The organism is Aeromonas sp. TW 6 (assembly GCF_013168745.1).
GTDB classification, from domain to species: Bacteria; Pseudomonadota; Gammaproteobacteria; order Enterobacterales; family Aeromonadaceae; genus Aeromonas; species Aeromonas caviae.
The window spans coordinates 72,307-89,687 of record NZ_JABERS010000002.1; the positions used below are offsets into that span (position 1 = coordinate 72,307).

Consider the following 17,381-nt stretch of genomic DNA (forward strand, 5'->3'; position numbering starts at 1 on the left):
CGGGCGGCGGATGCACTACTTCCCTTCCCTCTAGCCCCCTGCCCATGAGCGTGCTGGTCGCGAGTCCACAGGTCTGCCCATCCACCAGCCCCCGCAGCCAGAGCCAGAGCCAGAGCCCCATCAGGATGGGGCATCCATTCAGGCATAGGCAGAAGGCAGAATAAAAAAGTCGGCCCGAAGGCCGACTCGCTGCACCCTGTGACAGGGCTTCCTTACTTGAGGTATTTGCCGTCAGCACCGACCTTGCCCGGGCCGTTCAGTACCCAGACCCGCGCCGAATAGGCGGGCACCGCAAAGCTCAGGCTGCCGTTGCTGACGCTCTGGCTCGCACCGGTTACCGCGTCCGTGTAGGTGCCGTTCTTCAGGCCACTCAGGTTTATCTGCTGGGCCGAGTTGGCCGCAAGGCCCACGGCGGCGTAGCTCCCTTCGGCACTCAGATCACGCACGAAGCTGATGCCGCTCCCCCACTCGTTCACCTGGCTCATGGGCGCTTTTTGCAGGGCGGGCACCGCCTTGCGGATCTGGTTCAAGCGCTTGATGTGCTGATAAAGCGGGTGGCTCGGGGTGGCGGGGTTGTCCAGCACCTCCCCGTAGTAGGCACGACCGGTCTGATCCACCGTCATGGTGGCCCCATCGATATCCTGGGGCTTGCCCGCCTGGAACATCACCTCCTCCCCGTAGTAGAGGGTCGGGATCCCCCGCGCCGTCCAGAGCAGGTTGTAGGTCATGGCCGCATTCCCCTCTTCCCCGCCGTAGCGGTACTTGAAGTCGTTGTCCGGCCCCACGTCATGGTTCTGGAAGAAGGTGATGAGCTTGGTGGCATCCCCATAGACCCAGTCCATGGCGAAAATCCCCCCTACCCCGCCAAAGTTCCCCCGGGTGACGTTGTCACGGAAGGTGGAGAAGAGGGAGAAGTCCAGCACAGAGAGGCCGGAATCGCCCCCTGCACGGGGATTGGCCGGGTTCGGCGTGGTGCGGGTATACCACCAGGGGCGGATCACCGCCGAGGCATTGTCGTTGGCCAGCTCAGAGCCCCAGCCGGTGCCCTTGACCAGGTTTTCGCCAAAGACGAACAGCCCCGGCTTGTGGGCCTGCCAGTCATGGACATAGGTCAGCAGTTCGTCCCGCTCGATGTGCTTCAAGGTATCGATACGAATCGCATCCACCCCCATGTCGAGGTACTGACGAATGGCGCCGTTGAGGTAGTCCTTGACGTTCTGGTTGCCGGTGGCGAGATCGATGCAGTCCCCCGCCATGTGCTTGCGCTGCAGGGCGAGCGGGCTCTCCCAGTCACCGCCGGACATGAAACCGTCCAGGTGATACCAGGCGGGATCCAGGGTCTGGGCGTCGATGCCGAAGAAGCGGTTGGGGTTGTAGCCTGCGCTCGGCACGGTGGCGCCGGTCTTGGGATCTACCAGGGGCTGGGTGCCCGCCGGATCGGACTGGCAGCGAGCCTTGTACCAGTCGGGCGCCGCCGGGTTGTCGTCGTCACAGCGGTTGGCACTGGCGTAATCCCCAAGATTGCCCTGATAGGGGCCATTGTTGATGAGTCCCTGGCTCGACCCCGCCGGTACGTAGTATTTGACGGGCAGGCGATCGATCCAGGTCTTGCCGCGCAGGCCGTACTGGCTCGAGTGGTTGAGCACCACGTCCTGGATCACCTTGAGCCCCTTGGCGTGGGCCGCCTGGATGAACTCCCGGTAACCCGCCCCCGGCGACTCCAGACGGGGATCGACCCGGTAGAAGTCGTAGGCATGGTAGCCGTGGTAGTCGAGGCCGGAGCGGTTCTCCACCGGCGGCGTCACCCAGATGGCGGTGAAGCCGAGATCCTTGATGTAGTCGAGCTTGGCGATCAAACCCTTGAAGTCGCCACGCCACTGGGGATCCCCCGCCTTGTAGCGATCCCGGTTGTAGTAGTTGTTGCTGGCATCGCCATCATAGAAGCGGGCAGTCAGCAGGAAGTAGATGCTCTCGGCGCGAAAATCGCCGCTCGCCACCCCCTGCTCGCCGATACGGTACTCGAAGCGCTGCTCGCGCTGATTGCCGCTGGCGTCGATGGCAAGGGTGCGGATCACCAGATCGGTGCCGCTCCCCTTGTCACTCGCCACCAGGGGCTGACCTGCATAGCGGGCCGATGCCGTGGTGGGCTGGCTGCCGTCCGTGGTGAAATGCACGGCGGGGGCGCTGTCCTGATCGTCGCTCACTCCCAGGGTGATGGACTGGCTGTCCACATAACTCCCCGGGGACGGGGTGGCCGTCACCGTGGGGGCCTGCAGATCGGCCCCGGCCAGCGTCTCCACCTCGATGGCCTTGCGCAGGCTGTCAAAGCAGATGCGATAGCTGGTGTTGGCGCTGACCAGGTAATCCTGGGCCGGATATGCCTCGCTCCAGTCCCCCTTGTGGTCAATCTTGAAGCGGGGGTTGTTGCTGCCAAAGGCCTGCTCGGTGCAGAAGGTGGTGCCATCCTCGCTGGTCATGGGGGTGAGCCCCCAGTTGTTGGCCGTGCCCCGGAAGTACCAGCTGTCACTGCTCTGTCCTGCCCCGACCACCACGCTCACGCTGCTGCTGCCCTTGGCGCCCTGATCGTCGGTGACCGTGAGGCCATAGGTGAAGGTGCCGGTCTGGGTGGTGTTGACGACGATGCTCTCCGTGGTCTCGCCGCTGCTCCACAGATAGCTCGCGATCTGGCCGTCGGGATCCGTGGAGTCGCTGCCGCTCAAGGTGAGCGACGCCCCCTGGGTCACGTTCACCGTCCCCCCCGGGGTGATGACCGCGAGCGGCGGCTGGTTGTCATCCCCGAGGGGGGTGATGCTGTAGGCCAGGGTCTGATCGTTGACCTGGATGCGCACCGTGCCTACGGCGATCCAGAAGATGTCGCCGCCACTTTTCTCCAGCACGCCGTCGCCGTTGCTGTCGCCAAAGTTGACGGCCCAGTCGCCAGCCTGATCAAACTTGAGGCGCTGGCTCGCCTTGCCATCCAGGTAGGCTTCCACCTGCCACAGGTGATCCGCCACCAGGGTCATGGGGAGGCTGGCCCAGCCGTTGAAGGTGCCGCGCACATTGAGCTGCGGCAAGGTGCTGGCAAACCCCGAGGCCTCGCAACTGGCCACCGCCGTCGCGCTCACCGCCTGGGTGCTCGCGTTGATGCGGATCTGGTACGCCGTGTTGGCATTGACCCCGTAGTCGGCCGCCGGGTAGCTCTGCTGCCAGTTGCCGTATCGGTCGATCTTGAAGCGCGGGCCGCCGCTGGCATCCCCGCTCACGAAGCGCTGGCAGGTATCAAAATTGACGCCGTCCGTCGACGTCATGGCGGTCGCCGCCCATCCATTCGCGGTGCCCCGGAAGAACCACTCCGCCGCCGTGCTCGGCGCCGTGATCAGGGTTCCCAACAATCCGGCCGCGAGTATCCATCTAGCCATTGATAGTCCTTTATTTTCATTGTTTGTGTGTGATGCCGGTGTGTCCCGGCATTCCCCCATCCGCAACGTCCCGCCTTCAGATGAGCCCGACCAGTCTAGAGTCCCCCATGACCAATTCATGGCCAGCACGCGCAAAATGTGACCACTGTCGACCTCATCATGGGCTGTATGTGATTGATAGCGCTTTCATTTCCTGGCGCAGAAGTGAGGGGCGTCCCCATCGGGGAGAGCAAGATGGCCGCCCTCCGCGACCACCTCGGGCACAGGGTCAGCCCCTGCCTCCTGCACGGCGCCGTTGCCATCGGGGACACTTGCCCCCATGATGCAATCCCCCTTGCCATCTCGGGCAACAGGGCGGTTCATTCAGGGAGAAACGATGAGACCATCGGATTACGGGAGATTGCTCGCGCTGGCGGCCATCTGGGGCGCCAGCTTTTTGTTCATGCGCATCGCGGCGCCCGCCTTTGGCTCGGTCAACACCACCTTCCTGCGGGTCTTCTTCGCCCTCATCGGCCTCGCCGCCATGTTGCTTCTGCTGCGCACCCCCATGCGGTTCCAGGGCAAGCTCAAGTCCGCCATGGTGCTTGGCATCATCAACTCCGGCGTCCCCTTCCTGATGTACGCCATCGCCGCCCTCTGGCTGCCCGCGGGGTATTCCGCCATCCTCAACGCCACCACGCCCCTGATGGGAGCCCTCATCGGCTTCTCCTTCTTCAGCGAGACGCTGACCTGGCGCAAATGGGCTGGCGTCATGCTGGGCCTGATGGGGATCACCCTCATCACTACCACGGGGGAAGTGAACCTCTCCGGCAATCTGATCATCGGGGTGCTGGCCTGCCTCATCGCCACCGCCTGCTACGGCTGCGCCGGCTTCCTGACGAGGCGCTGGATCACCGAGCGGGGTGGGCTGGATGCCAAGCTGGTGGCCTTTGGCAGCCAGCTCGGCGCCTGCCTCTTCCTGCTCCCCTTCTTCGGCTACACCCTGGTGACCGGCCCCGCCGTCGACTGGGCCCAACCTGACGTCTGGGCCAGCGTGCTGGCGGTCGGCTTCCTCTGCACCGCCTTCGCCTACCTGATCTATTTTCGGCTGATCGCCGACATCGGGCCCCTGCGCTCCCTCACGGTCACCTTCCTCATCCCCCCCTTTGGCATCTTGTGGGGCTACCTGGTGCTCGGCGAAACCCTCACCGGCGGCTTCGTGGCAGGCGGCGCCATCGTCTGTCTCGCGGTCTGGCTGGTGGTGAGCCCGGCCAGGGCCGCCAAGCCGGCCAAGGCGCAAGCCTAGGCTGTGTTCTCAAAATGCTTGCTTTCTGTTCACCAATAGTTCCCGTAAGTAACGAAGGCAGAAAGCCAGCTTGATAAAGGCTGCAAAACTTCCCGCCAGCTTTTCATACCTCGTTGAGAATCGGCGAAACTTCTTCAGCCATCCGAAGCACCGTTCGACCACATTTCTCCTACGGTAACGAGCTTTGTCTAATACCAGTGGACGTCCCTTATGGTGCCGTTGCTGGTCGCTGCGTTGCGGGATAACCGCTTTTATCTTTCTGCGCCGGAGTTCTGCCCGCAGAGCCCTGCTGCTATAGGCCTTATCTGCGGCAAGATGCGTTGGTCGCGTGCGATAACGGCCTGATGAAGTCGGGATCCTTGCCATGGCCAACGCACTTGTCGCATATCTGATTTCCGCTGATTGCCCCGGCGAAAGGCAGAACCCCAGCGGTAAACCATTACCATCAGTGACCAAGTGAATTTTGCTGCCAAAACCACCACGAGAGCGACCAAGTGCTTGATTCACCGGAGTGTTTTTTTACGCGCTCCGGCAGCATCTTTGGATGCCCTGACATTGGAGCCGTCAATGCACCACAGGTCGAAGTCGATAAGCCCTTCTTCATTGAGATGCAGTTGCAGCACCGCAAGGATGGCATCAATGCGGCCTGTGCTTTGCCAACGTCGAAAGGAGTTGTAGACCGAGTTCCATGGGCCGAAACGTTCTGGCAGATCTCGCCAAGGTGCACCGGTGTGAAGTATCCAGAGAATGCCATCAAGCACTTGGCGTGGCTCACGAGTAGGGCGTCCGCTTATGCGGTGATATGGAAACAGGGGCTCGATAAGCCCCCATTGTGCATCGGTTAACTGATAGCGACGGGACACTACATAGGTCTTAAGCTGTTGAGAAGATGTGAGATTATATCTTCATCACTTTAAGAACACAGCCTAGGCTCCGCGTCATCTGCCGGACCCATGGCTCGGCAGATGGGCGCAACTGGGGTAAGATGACCCCCATCGTTTCTCCCGCCCCGGCGGACACCACAGCAGGGCCAGCCTTGAATCACCTCGAACCCGCCAGTCAGAGCAGACAACAGCAGATCTTCACCGTCACCCGCCTCAACAGCGCCGTGCGCATGATCCTGGAGCAGGATCTGGGGCTGGTGTGGCTCACCGGCGAGCTCTCGAACCTCGCGATGCCAAGTTCCGGCCACTGGTACTTCTCCCTCAAGGACATGTCGGCCCAGGTGCGCTGCGCCATGTTCAAGGGCAACAACCGCCGGGTGCCGTTCCGTCCCCAGGATGGCATGCAGGTGCTGGTGCAGGCGCGAGTCTCCCTCTATGAACCCCGGGGCGACTACCAGCTCATCATCGAGTCCATGCAGCCCGCCGGGGATGGCATGCTGGCCCTGCGCTTCGAGGAGCTCAAGCGCCGCCTCGGGGCCGAAGGGCTCTTTGACGAAGGGCGCAAGCGCCCCTTGCCCCGGGAACCCCGCGCCGTCGGGCTGGTCACCTCCGCCACAGGCGCCGCCCTGCACGACATGCTGACGGTGCTTGAACGCCGCGCCCCGGACTTGCCCGTTTTCATCTACCCGACCCAGGTGCAGGGGAGCGCCGCCACCGCCCAGATCGTCTCGGCCATCATGCTTGCCAACCGCCGCGCCGAGGTGGATGTGCTCATCGTCGGACGCGGCGGCGGTTCCCTTGAAGATCTCTGGTGCTTCAACGAAGAGGCGGTGGCACGGGCCATCGCAGGCTCCGCCATCCCCGTGGTGAGCGCCGTAGGACACGAGGTGGACGTCACCATCAGCGACTTTGCCGCCGACCTTCGTGCCCCCACCCCCTCTGCCGCCGCCGAGCTGGTCGCGCCGGACAGGAGCACCCGCGCCCAGCGCCTCGTGCACCTGCGCCAGCGGCTCACCCAGGCCATGAGCCGTCACCAGGTCGCCGCCCGCCATGGCTTCGTCCTGCTGCAGAAGCGGCTCGATCATCAGGATCCCAAGCGACGGCTGGAGCAGCAGTCCCAGCGCCTCGACGAGCTCGACCGCCGCTTGCAGCAGCACCTGCGTGATCGCCTGCACCAGGGGGAGCGGCGCCTGGCGGGCCTCGCCATGCGCCTGCAGGCCAGAAGCCCCGAAAAGCGGCTGGCCATCGGCAAACGTCGTCACCAGCTTGCCGAGGAGCGCCTCCATGCCCTCATCGCAAAACGCCAGGATCTCGCCCGCCACCGCCTCGCCATGCTGGGAGCCCGCCTCGACGGCATCAGCCCGCTGGCCACCCTGGGGCGCGGTTACGCCATCGTGCGCACCCCCTCCGGGGAGGTGATCCGCCGCGCATCCCAGGTCAATGCAGGCCAGACCCTGATCACCACCCTCGCAGAGGGAGCGCTGCGGGTACGGGTGGACGAGGTCGACAACCGCTGACAAAAAGCGGGGGCCTGCACCAGGCCCCCGCCTCCTTTCTGTGCTCCGATAGCCCGTTATACCAGGGCATGACCGGCCATCTTGCCCGGGTGGCCGGATGGTTTCTCGCCCCCCTTGATCCCCCCCGGTGGATTGCACCTCAGATACTCGAACAACCCGGCCTGCAAATTCACGTTCCAGAAACGCCCCGCCAGGGTGAGGGCGAGACGCTCGGCCGAGAGCCGTGCCAGCCCGTGTCGCTGCCAGGCCTCAAAGAGCGGCATCAGGTGGGAGACCAGCCCCTGTGGCAATTGCGACAACGCCAGCCATCCGGTATCGAGCCCCCCTCGCAGCAGCCCGTCGAGACGGGCATCGGGATTGGGCCTCATCACCATGCCGGGAGCACGCACGCCCCCCGCCTGCGCCTCATGCCAGGGCGCCAGATCCCGGCCATACATGAGGCCGTGGCCGTGAATGTTGCCCCCCGCCCCTGCGCCGAAGGGCAGGATCTCGGCGCCCCACTTGGCCATCTGGTTGTAGCGGCTCTGCTCGGCATCGATGCGCCGCCAGTGGCTGCAGGAGAGCCGCTCCCAGCCCCCCGCCTCCAGCGTCCGTGCCCCGTCGGCATACATGACTGCCCGCTGCTGGCCATCGGCGGCCCAGCCCAGGGTGCCTTTCTCGTCGGCGCGCGCCAGGTTGGTGCCCGCCATGGAGATGAGTTGATAGAGATCCACCCCGTGCACCCCGCTCGCCATCACATCCGCGATATCCTGGCGCCACACGGCCTCATCCTGCCCCGGCAGACCGAAGATGAGATCCGCCACGATCACCGCCTCGTTGTGGCGGGTCAGCGCCGCCAGCCGGGACAGCAAGGTCTCCCTGTCATCGAAGCGGGCCGCCTGCTGGCGCACGCGGGTATCAAAACTCTGCACGCCGAACGAGAAGCGGTTGAAGCCACCCGCCAGGGCCGTCTGCCACTTCTCGTCATCAAAGCCGTTGAGCCGCCCCTCCAGGGTCAGCTCCGCATCCACGGTCAGGGGAAAACGGCGGATGGCGCTGGCCAGGCGGGCGAGATCGCCCGCCGCCATGTCGGTTGGCGTGCCGCCCCCCACATAGACCGCCGAGAAAGGCCGGCTCTGGACAAGCGGCGTCTCGGCTGCCTGGCGCAGCGACCCGCAGAGTGCCTCCATGTAGCGGCTCATGCGCGCCGGATTGGCGCCGTTTTCGAAGAAGTTGCAAAAACTGCAGCGCTTGCGGCAAAACGGGATATGGATATAGAGCGCTCGGGCCTTGGCCTCGCTCTCCTGCTGCCACCAGGCTTGCCAGCCGGCATCGTCCAGCATCAGGGGGGCGGTCCCTCCCCGGCTGGCATGGGCCGACGTCTTGGCGGTGAAGGCGAATTTGAGGGGATCCGGGGTACAAAGCCCCGTCATGGTCGAAGAAAGCTGGAGAGTCGTCACTGGGTTACCCTGCGTAAATAACGCAAATGATAACGAATATCAGTTGCAGGTATTTGTGCTGGATCAAGTCGGGAAGGATTGAGCCGTCACTCTGTCCCCATCAGGGCAACAGCGCGTCAGGCAAGGAAAGCGTGAAACAACAAGGGAAGAGAGCCACTCTCCCACTGGAGAGTGGTGGCACACACAGGATCGGGCGGTTGATTCAAGGCTCCCGACGGGAGCGCCGCGCCGATACCGGCTGACGGGGGTCAGCCATTGCCGATGATGATGGCAACCCGGCGATTTTCCGCTCGCCCGGCAGCGGTCGCGTTGTCGGCGATGGGCGCCTCTTCTCCGCGGCCGCGGATATCCAGGTTCCCCTGTGGCATACCCACCGACACCAGGACATCGGCCACCGACCGTGCCCGCTTGAGGGAGAGTTGCTGGTTGTAGGCCTCATCACCGTTGGAGTCGGTATGACCGTCCACCCGGGCCCGGTTCAGTCCTACCTCAATCAGGGCCTTGCCGAGTTTCTCCACCACCTGGCGGGTCTCGGGGTTGAGGGCCCCCACATTGTTGGCGAACAGCACCTTGTTGGAGATATCCAGGGTCCATCCCTCGTCGGTCAGGTGAAATCCCTGCTCCTTCAAGGCGGCGATCTGCTCCGCCGTGAGCCCCTGGGGAGGGCTCTGGCACGCCGCCAGCACACTCAGCAACAGTGCCACCAGGCCCGCTTTGATCGGGTTCAACATGCGCATTCTTATCATCCTTTCACTATTTCCGGTTCAACTTCACGTGCTCGTTTTTCGTGTTTCTCTCTCCTCCCTGCGTTGTCGTTTGGCTTGATACATGGCGTCGTCTGCCCATTGCAGCAGGGCATCCGCCGTCTTCCCCTGCTCGGGATAGCGGGCAGAGCCGATGCTGATCCCCACCCCGAGATGGCGACCGTCACTCAATACCACGGGGGTGTTCATGGCCTGCTGCACTCGCCCTATCACCTCGCGCACCTCGTCCTCCCCATGGATCGGGGTCAGGAGGATGACGAACTCATCTCCCCCCAGCCGGCAGACCAGATCCAGGGGCCTGAGCTGATGCTGCACCCGCCGCGCCACGGCGATCAGCACTTCGTCGCCGATGCTGTGGCCCAGGTTGTCATTGATCTGCTTGAAACGATCGCAATCCAGATAGAGCAGGGCAAAACCTTCATGCCCCTTGTTGCCTGCCAGGATGGCCTGCTCCATGCGAGCCTCGAACAGAGCGCGGTTGGGCAGACCGGTCAGGGGATCATGGGTTGCCTGATGCAGCAGGCTGGCGTTCTCCCGCTTCTGGTGGGCCTGCCAGGCTTCCAGCTCATCGAGCAGCGAATTGAAATCCTCGCCCAGCTCGTGCAGCTCGGCGATATTGGCCGCCGGCACCCGCTCCTTGAGGGCCCGCTGGCGGCTGACGTTGTAAGCCACCTCGGTCAGGGCCTTGAGGGGTGCCGTGATGGAGCGTTGCATCCGGCGCGCCACATGGAGTGCCCCGAGAATACTGATGAGCAGGCACACCAGGGTAGCCAGCAAGGTCTGCAACAGGAAGCGCAGCAGGTACTGGCCGTGACCGACCAGATGCACCCTGGCTATCTCCTTGTGCTCGCGCACCATGGGGAGCGCCACGGGCCCCGGCAGGATCAGGCGGGCCAGGTGCTGCTCCAGGGTGGTCCAGGGGGTAGTGATGTCCCGGCGCCAGCTCGCCAGCACCTGGCCGTCCGGCAGTACTATGCTGGCGCTGGCTATGTCTTCCCGGGAGGTGATGGTCTCCAGGGCATCCAGTGCCGCCTCCTTGTCATGGAAGACCACGGCCGCCTCAGTGGTGTAGCTGATGGCCCGCGCCACCAGCTTGAGGTTGTGATCCGCATAAAGGCGCAGCGCCAGCAGCGCCGTGACGGTCAGAAACAGCCCGGCCATGCAGACGGCAGTCAGGGAGATCATCATGTGGGTGCGCCCCAGACTCTGTCGCAGGGTAAGCCGGGGAGTGGCGTGATGGACCGTCATCGCACCTCCTCATCGGCTCGCGCCAGCTTGAGCACGGCCGGGTGCACTCGCACGCCACTGCGGGCCAGCGCATCCAGATTGACCCGAAAACGCACCCTCTCCTCCCCGGCCTGCAGACAGAAGACCGCATCGGCGATGCACTCGCGGCTCTGCTCGCTGATGCTGAGGATGGCGTGACCGCGCAGGCGTTCGAACAGGGAGAGGCGCTGCGCCGGTGCCAGCCCCCCCAGATAGATGACATCGCAGCGCTGGATCAGCGCCTCATCGTCCATGTCGTAGCGATGGACCTCCACCGGTCGGCCATTGGCCTGCCGTTCGATGGTCAGAAGGGATGACGCATATTCCGTGGGCGCCGTGATGCAGAGCCGAAGTCTGGCGGGCTCGCTGGGCCAGCGGGTGTAACTGAGGATATCGAGCACGGTCTGGCGCACCATGTCGCCGCGCGCCTCGGCGGAGGTTGCCGCCATGGCCTGGTTTGCCAGCATCAGCATGCAGCACAGTGGCGCCAGCCACATCAGTAACCGGAGGTAACAAAACATCTGCATGGTGCCCGCGAGAGTGTCCAGGTCGGCGCCGGGGTAACCCGACGCCCATGATGAGAGTGCCTGCATGGCACCGCACCGAGCTTACCAGCCGGGTGGCCAGCCCCCAGAGGCAAGTGGCACGGTTGCGTCACCGGGTGTCGCAGCCGCGCCTGCAAGGCACTCAATGCCCCAGGCAGACACCGTCCATCGACACTACTTCTTGCCAATCCCATATTCGCGCAGCTTGTTGGCGATGGCGGTATGGGAGACACCGAGCCGCTTGGCCAGTTGGCGGGTGGAGGGGAACGCCGGGTAGAGCCGCTCCAGCAGGCGGCTCTCGAAACGCTTCACCGCCTCGTCGAGCCCCCCTTCGAACCACTCGTCGATGAGCGGCATGGCATCGGCCGCCACCGGCAAGTCCACGTGCTCGGGTCCAATCTCGTCCCCTTCCAGCAGGGTCATGGCCCGATAGAGGCAGTTGCGCAACTGGCGCACGTTGCCGGGCCAGCGGTAGGCGGTGAGGTACTCGGCCATGTTGCGGGTAAAGCGCGGACGCGGGCGCTGCAGTTCGCTGGCAAAGCGCGACACGAACTGCTGGGCCAGGGCCATGATGTCCGCCTTGCGCTCGCGCAGCGGCGGCAGATTGAGGCTAAGCACATTGAGGCGGTAGTAGAGATCTTCGCGAAACTTCCCTTCATGGACCAGATCCAGCAACTGCTTCTGGGTGGTGCAGATGAAGCGCACGTTGACCCTCACCTCCTGCTCGTCACCGACCCGGCGAAACACGCCATCTTGCAGCACCCGCAGGAACTTGGTCTGCAGATGGGGGGACATGTCGCCGATCTCGTCCAGCATCAGGGTGCCGCCGCTGGCCAGCTCCAGCACCCCGCGCTTGCCCTCGGTGTTGTTGCCAAAGGCGCCGGGGGCATAGCCGAACAGCTCGCTCTCGGCCACGTTGTCCGGCATGGCCGCGCAGTTGAGCGCCATGAAGGGGTGGCTGGAGCGCAGGCTGGCGCCGTGGCAGGCCCGGGCCAGCAATTCTTTGCCGGTGCCGGTCTCCCCCACGATGAGCAAGGGGGCGTCCTGCATCGCGAGCTTGGCAGCCTGGGCCAGCACCTCTTTCATCTTCTGGCTCTCGGCCTGGAGGTGCTCAAAGCCCCCCACTTCCACCGCGTGCAGGGCACTGAAGTGCATGCCGACCCGGCGGGCGGATTTGAGCACCACCACGGCGCCGGCCAGAGCCTGCTTGCCCTTCTCTTCGGCCACGAACAGCGGCATCAGATCGCCCAGGTACTCTTCGCCACCGAGGCTCAGCTTGCAGGTCTGGGGCTTGATCTCCCCCGACTCCAGCCAGCGGCCAAACGAGAAGCCCTTGACCAGGGAGGCGATCGCCACGCCGCGCACCTCGTCCGGTGGCAACGCCAGGGTGGTGAGGGCGGCCTGGTTGGCCTGAGTCACCCGCCCCTTGCTGTCGAGGGAGAAAACCAGGTCCGGCAGGGCCTTGAGCAGGGCCTCTATCTCGTGGTGTTCCCGCTCGGAGGGCATGTAGGGGATCGTCTTGACGTCATAGACGCCGGGAATGCGGCGAATTTCCGGCATCAGATGCTGAAAGTCACGGAACTCCAGCTCGGGGAAATTGAGATAGATGATGCCTGAGGTATCGATTTCGATGCCGCGCAGATCGATGTTGTGCTCCACCAGTCGGTCGAGCAATTCCCGGGTCAGGCCCAGACGGTCTTCACAGCTGACTTCAAGACGCATTCGGCACACACTTCCTAGCTAACATTCTGAATAACGGGATAATACAGACTCGATCCCGCCAGTGCGAGCGCTCCCCCACAAAAATGCGGGCCTGCCCCGCTTTCACCGGGCAGGCCCTGTCTGCGTTGGCGCCAGAAGGCGGTTACTTCATCAGACCGTCGGTGCGGGCTGCCATGATGAAATCGTTGCGATGCAAGCCGCCTATCTTGTGGGTCCACCAGCTCACGGTCACCTTGCCCCATTCAAGCAAGATCGCCGGATGATGGAACTCCGCCTCCGCCAGTTCTCCGAGGCGGTTGGTGAACGCCAGCCCCTCCTTGAAGTTGCGAAACACAAATTCACGACGCAGTTGCAGCTCGCCGTTGACCACCAGGGGCTGCCAGTCGGGGATGAGGTGCATCAGCTCCCCCAGCTCCTGATCGCTCACCCTGGGGGCATCGGCGCGGCACGCCTCGCATCGTTGACTCGCCAGTTCAGTCATTCGGGACTCCTTTCATGAAACATCGTGGGAATGAATACGGGTCAGCTCGCCTGCTTGCCGGCAACGGGGGCAAAGCGGGGTGGACGCAGGCCAAGACGACGGGCCTCGGCCACGGCCGCCATGATCCCCTGCCCCTCCAGACCATAGAGGGTATCGAGACGAGGCAGCACGAAATAGGTCGGCTGCATGATGTCGATGCGATAGGGGGTACGCAGGATCTCCAGCAGATCGAAGGGTTGCAGCTCAGGCTTGCCCGAGAGGGCATAAGCGGTCTCGCCGATGGAGGAGAGAATGCCGCCGCCGTAAATGCGCAGCCCCTCCTCCCCCTGCAGGAGACCGAACTCCACCGTGAACCAGTAGAGCCGCGCCAGATAGACCCGCTCCTCCTTGCTCGCATGGAGTCCGAGCCGACCATACAGGTGGGTGAAGTGGGCAAAGGCCGGGTTGGTCAGCATGGCGCAGTGGCCGAAGATCTCGTGGAAGATGTCGGGCTCTTGCAGGTAGTCGAGCTCGTCCCGGCGGCGAATGAAGGTGGCGACGGGAAAACGGCGATCAGCGAGCAGCGCGAAGAAGTGATCAAAGGAGATGAGGGCTGGCACCGCTGCCACCGACCAGCCGGTGGCGGGCATCAGGGCGGCGTTGATCTCGCCCAGCTGGGGGATGCGGTCCAGAGGCAGGTCGAGGCGTGCCAACCCGGCCTGGTATTCGTCGCAGGCCTTGCCATCGAGCGCCGCAAGCTGGCGTGCAATCAGGATCCGCCAAGTGCCGTGCTCCTCGTCCGTGTAGTGGATCCGGCCCTGCCCATCCGGTTGGCGGGCCGTGTAGAGACTTGCCATGAATGCTCCCATCCTTCGGGTGCCAGCCGCCATCCGGGCGGTCACTGGCCGTTGAGTCATGGGATCACTGTAACGGTTTGCCCCTCAAAAAAGCAGCCGACCCCGGGGTCGGCTGCTTTTGACAATTGTAAATAATTTGTGACATCTCTATCGAACCCCAGCCACCTCACGACTTGTTGAGATAACCCGCCAACTGGCCGATCAGCCGCTTGCGCAGCTCGCCCAGTTTCGGCTTCTCGTCGGCACACCAGGGGAGCGGACGACAGGCTTCCATGGTACGCATCCCGAGGCGCGCGGTGAGCAACCCGGCCCCGACCCCTTGGGCGGCGCGGGCGGAGAGCTTGGCGGTCAGCTCGGCCCCCAGCAGATCCATCCCTACCTCGGTCACCAGCTCGGTGGCCCCCGCATAGAGCATGTTGCGAAACACCTGACGAATGAGGCGGATGCGGCTCCAGTAGCCGAGCTCGATGGCATAGACATCGGCGATGTCCTCGATCATCCGCAGGTTGCGCCAGAGCATCAGCATCATGTCGACGGTGGCGAGCGGACTCAGGGCCACCAGCACGGCGGCCTCCCCCGACCATTTCGCGACGCGGGCCTGGGCCAGCTTGTCCCGCTCGGTGAGCACCAGCTGGCTGTAGAGGGTCAGCACTTCCCGATCGCTGTGGCTCTCGTCAAGCTGGGATAACCAGGTGCGATACCCTTCCCGCCCCTTGTCACCGCTCTTCTCGGCCAGGGCCTCGCAGAAGGCCTGCCCCTGACCGACCCCCTGATGGGCCAGCAGATCCTCGGCTCTTGAGCGCACATCCTGGCGCCGCTTCAAGGTGCGCAGCCGCAGCCATTCGCGCCCCGCCACCGCGGCGGTGCCCACCGCCACCAGGCCAGAGGCGAGCAACCAGGCGCCGCCCCAGAAGGGGGAGGCGGCAAACTGATCCACCAGAAAAGCGCCAAACTGGCCAAGGGACAGCAGCCCCACCCCGCCCAGCCCCCAGGCCAGCAGACGATGACGGCGCCGAGGCCTGACGGTAAGCGCGGGTTCCACCTCGGTGAGCTCGTCCAGCACGTCAAGAGGCTCGAAGCTCTCCTCTTCCAACCGCCGGGCCGGGGCGGGTGGCTTCGCTTCGCTTGCCATCGAAGGCGCGGGCTCCAGCGTCACCTTGCCTTGCAGAGGAGCGGCGTCATCGGTGCGCCATCTTGTCTGATCGTTCATCGCATTCTCTCCTGTGGGCGCCCCTCGAGCACAGCGGGCCACCCACCCGTTATTCGAGGTGATCCCCGAGCAGGAATTCCAGCGCCGCATCGAGTCGGATATGGGGGAGCGCCTGATGAGCGCTCATGGGCAGCGGGCGAAAGGCCTGAAAATCAAACCCTTGAGTTTTCCACCACTGCGCAGGCGGGATCTGGGCAGGCACCTCCCCCGGGAAGAGCAGCAAGGGCTCGCCCGAGAGGGTAGTGCCACGAATGGCGGGAAATTCCCGTCCGTCTGCCACCCCCTTGCCCACCTCGGTGGCCTTGATGGCGGCCAGCGCCAGGCATTCGGTCTCTATCCCCTCGAAGCGGGCCTGACCCCGGCCACGGCTCACCAGGTGCTGCAGGAGCGACACCAGAGGTCCGTGCTGCTCCGGCGTGACGTGATCGGCCTTGCTCGCCACAAACAGCAGCTTGTCGATGCGCGGGGCGAACAGACGGCGCCACCAGTTGCTCTTGCCGTAGGCGAAGCTCTCCATGATGCGGGCGATGGCCTGCTGCATGTCACCAAAGCTCGCGGCACCGGCATTGAGGGGCGCCAGGCAGTCCACCAGCACGATCTGGCGATCAAAGCCTGCAAAGTGTTGCTCATAGAAGCCCTGTACCAGATGTTGCTTGTACTGCTCGAAGCGCTGCTTGAAGGTGGCGTAGAGGGTGCCGTCTTCGGGGGAGTGTGTGGGCATCTCCCATACCCAGGGCACGAATTGCAGCAGCGGCGCACCGGCATACTCGCCGGGCAACACGAAACGCCCGGGCTGGATGAGGTGAAGCCCGAGCGCCTGCTTGCAGGCGTGCAGATATTCGGTGTAGCGGGCGGCCAGTTCGCTGGCGGCACGCTCCTCGAAGGCTTGATCCGCCTGCCAGAGCGGCGTCAACCAGCCTGCCGCCAGGGCTTGCAGCTCGGGGCGGCACAGTTGCTCCCGCACCTGCTCGCTCCACTGCTCGTAGTTCAGATCCAGCAGCGGCAAATCCAGCAGCCACTCCCCGGGATAATCCACCAGATCCACATAGAGGGTGGAGATCTCCCCCAGGTGCCGACGCAGCGGATGGCGGGTGCGATAACGGATCTCGAGGCGTACCTCGGCCACCCCCCGGGTCGGCGCGGGCCAGGCGGGCGGATCGCCAAACAGGGCATCGAGGCCCCGTTCATAGGGAAAGGTGGGAATGTGGGCGTTTTGCTGGGGCACCCGGCGAGCACCAAGGATGCGTCCCTGGCGCTGGGCGTCCCAGAGTGGCAGACGACCGTCGATGGCCGCGTGCTCCAGTTGATTGACCAGCGCCGTGATAAACGCGGTCTTGCCACTGCGAGAGAGGCCGGTGACCGCCAGCCGGATGTGGCGATCCCGGGCCCGGTTCACCGCGTCAACGGCCTTGTGCTGGAGCACCGACCAGGAGTGTTCGAGTTTGTTGCGTATCAAGGCGGGTCTTCTTCTCCTTGTGATCACATCAGAGAGACGGCCGCGAGGCGGTATCCTCGCGGCCCGGCACGATTAGAGCTTGCTGAACTCCCGTTGCAGGGTGAACTCCTTGGAGGTCACCAGCTTCTCGATGCGCTGCACCCTGGGCTCCAGTGCATCCAGCTCCTGGCCGATGCGGGCAAGGGCCTGATGAGGTGTGACGCCTGCCTGCCAGCTGCGCGCCTTCATCCGCACCTCTGCAAACTCGGCATCTTCCTGGGAGTAGAGGGTGACCGGCTTCTTGTCGAGCAAGAACCAGGCGGCAATATAGGCGGTGAAGGTGATGAAACCGGCGAAGATGAGACCACTGATGGCCAGCAGCCGCACGATCCAGGTCTCCACCCCGAAGTACTCTGCCAGACCGGCACAGACCCCGGCAATCTTGCCCCGCTGGGGATCCCGGTACAGGTTGCGCCCTTCACGACTGACACTGTTCATATCTTGTTCCTCCAACCGGGGACTTCCGCATCCAGAATCGACGCCAATACGGTTTCGGCCCGCTCCGGCTTTTTGCCACA

At 64.2% G+C, this 17,381-nt stretch carries 14 protein-coding genes; 2 read left to right on the forward strand and 12 right to left on the reverse strand.

Annotated elements, in window-relative coordinates:
* Positions 1-212: 212 nt before the first annotated feature.
* A complete protein-coding gene (locus HKD46_RS01270; RefSeq protein ID WP_235673790.1) occupies positions 213-3,419 on the reverse strand; it encodes an alpha-amylase family glycosyl hydrolase in 3,207 nt (1,068 codons plus the stop codon).
* Positions 3,420-3,795: 376 nt separating this feature from the next.
* Between HKD46_RS01270 and HKD46_RS01275 the strand changes: the two genes are divergently transcribed.
* The gene (locus tag HKD46_RS01275; RefSeq protein WP_171864788.1) at positions 3,796-4,704 is read left to right on the forward strand and encodes a DMT family transporter; all 909 of its coding nucleotides are present in this window, start codon (positions 3,796-3,798) and stop codon (positions 4,702-4,704) included.
* A gap of 9 nt (positions 4,705-4,713) precedes the next feature.
* Here the strand turns inward: HKD46_RS01275 and HKD46_RS01280 are convergent.
* Positions 4,714-5,567 (reverse strand): IS5 family transposase gene (locus HKD46_RS01280; protein WP_161653749.1). Its coding sequence is split into 2 segments (ribosomal slippage): positions 4,714-5,225 and positions 5,225-5,567, totalling 855 coding nucleotides; the frame shifts between segments, so codons are not numbered across the junction.
* A gap of 173 nt (positions 5,568-5,740) precedes the next feature.
* Here HKD46_RS01280 and xseA point away from each other — a divergent pair.
* Complete coding sequence (xseA, locus tag HKD46_RS01285) at positions 5,741-7,105, forward strand: exodeoxyribonuclease VII large subunit (RefSeq protein WP_143238326.1); 1,365 nt, start codon at positions 5,741-5,743, stop codon at positions 7,103-7,105.
* Between the two features lie 56 nt (positions 7,106-7,161).
* On the opposite strand, the gene hutW is transcribed toward xseA, so the two are convergent.
* The 10 genes from hutW to pspC form a co-directional block, all read right to left on the reverse strand.
* A complete protein-coding gene (hutW, locus tag HKD46_RS01290) occupies positions 7,162-8,517 on the reverse strand; it encodes a heme anaerobic degradation radical SAM methyltransferase ChuW/HutW (protein ID WP_171864837.1) in 1,356 nt (451 codons plus the stop codon).
* A 275-nt stretch (positions 8,518-8,792) separates the two neighbouring features.
* Positions 8,793-9,281 carry an OmpA family protein gene (locus tag HKD46_RS01295; protein ID WP_010674543.1) on the reverse strand — a complete coding sequence of 163 codons (489 nt, stop codon included), beginning with the start codon at positions 9,279-9,281 and terminating at the stop codon, positions 8,793-8,795.
* 33 nt (positions 9,282-9,314) lie between these two features.
* Positions 9,315-10,556, reverse strand: coding sequence for a diguanylate cyclase domain-containing protein (locus tag HKD46_RS01300; protein WP_124245223.1), 1,242 nt, complete (start codon positions 10,554-10,556; stop codon positions 9,315-9,317).
* Positions 10,553-11,101 carry a YfiR family protein gene (locus HKD46_RS01305; RefSeq protein ID WP_171864838.1) on the reverse strand — a complete coding sequence of 183 codons (549 nt, stop codon included), beginning with the start codon at positions 11,099-11,101 and terminating at the stop codon, positions 10,553-10,555. Before HKD46_RS01305 ends, HKD46_RS01300 begins: the two co-directional genes overlap by 4 nt.
* A gap of 192 nt (positions 11,102-11,293) precedes the next feature.
* A complete protein-coding gene (tyrR, locus tag HKD46_RS01310) occupies positions 11,294-12,841 on the reverse strand; it encodes a transcriptional regulator TyrR (protein WP_010674540.1) in 1,548 nt (515 codons plus the stop codon).
* Between the two features lie 142 nt (positions 12,842-12,983).
* Positions 12,984-13,322, reverse strand: coding sequence for a 4a-hydroxytetrahydrobiopterin dehydratase (locus HKD46_RS01315; RefSeq protein ID WP_010674539.1), 339 nt, complete (start codon positions 13,320-13,322; stop codon positions 12,984-12,986).
* Positions 13,323-13,363: 41 nt separating this feature from the next.
* Positions 13,364-14,158, reverse strand: a complete 795-nt coding sequence (gene phhA / locus HKD46_RS01320; protein WP_041215282.1) for a phenylalanine 4-monooxygenase — start codon at positions 14,156-14,158, stop codon at positions 13,364-13,366.
* 166 nt (positions 14,159-14,324) lie between these two features.
* Positions 14,325-15,368: a YcjF family protein gene (locus HKD46_RS01325; protein ID WP_171864789.1), complete on the reverse strand. Its 1,044-nt coding sequence runs from the start codon at positions 15,366-15,368 to the stop codon at positions 14,325-14,327.
* A gap of 49 nt (positions 15,369-15,417) precedes the next feature.
* Positions 15,418-16,824 carry a YcjX family protein gene (locus tag HKD46_RS01330; RefSeq protein ID WP_134997782.1) on the reverse strand — a complete coding sequence of 469 codons (1,407 nt, stop codon included), beginning with the start codon at positions 16,822-16,824 and terminating at the stop codon, positions 15,418-15,420.
* A 72-nt stretch (positions 16,825-16,896) separates the two neighbouring features.
* Positions 16,897-17,301 (reverse strand): envelope stress response membrane protein PspC, encoded by a 405-nt coding sequence (pspC, locus tag HKD46_RS01335; RefSeq protein ID WP_010674535.1) that lies wholly within the window; start codon positions 17,299-17,301, stop codon positions 16,897-16,899.
* Positions 17,302-17,381: the final 80 nt, after the last annotated feature.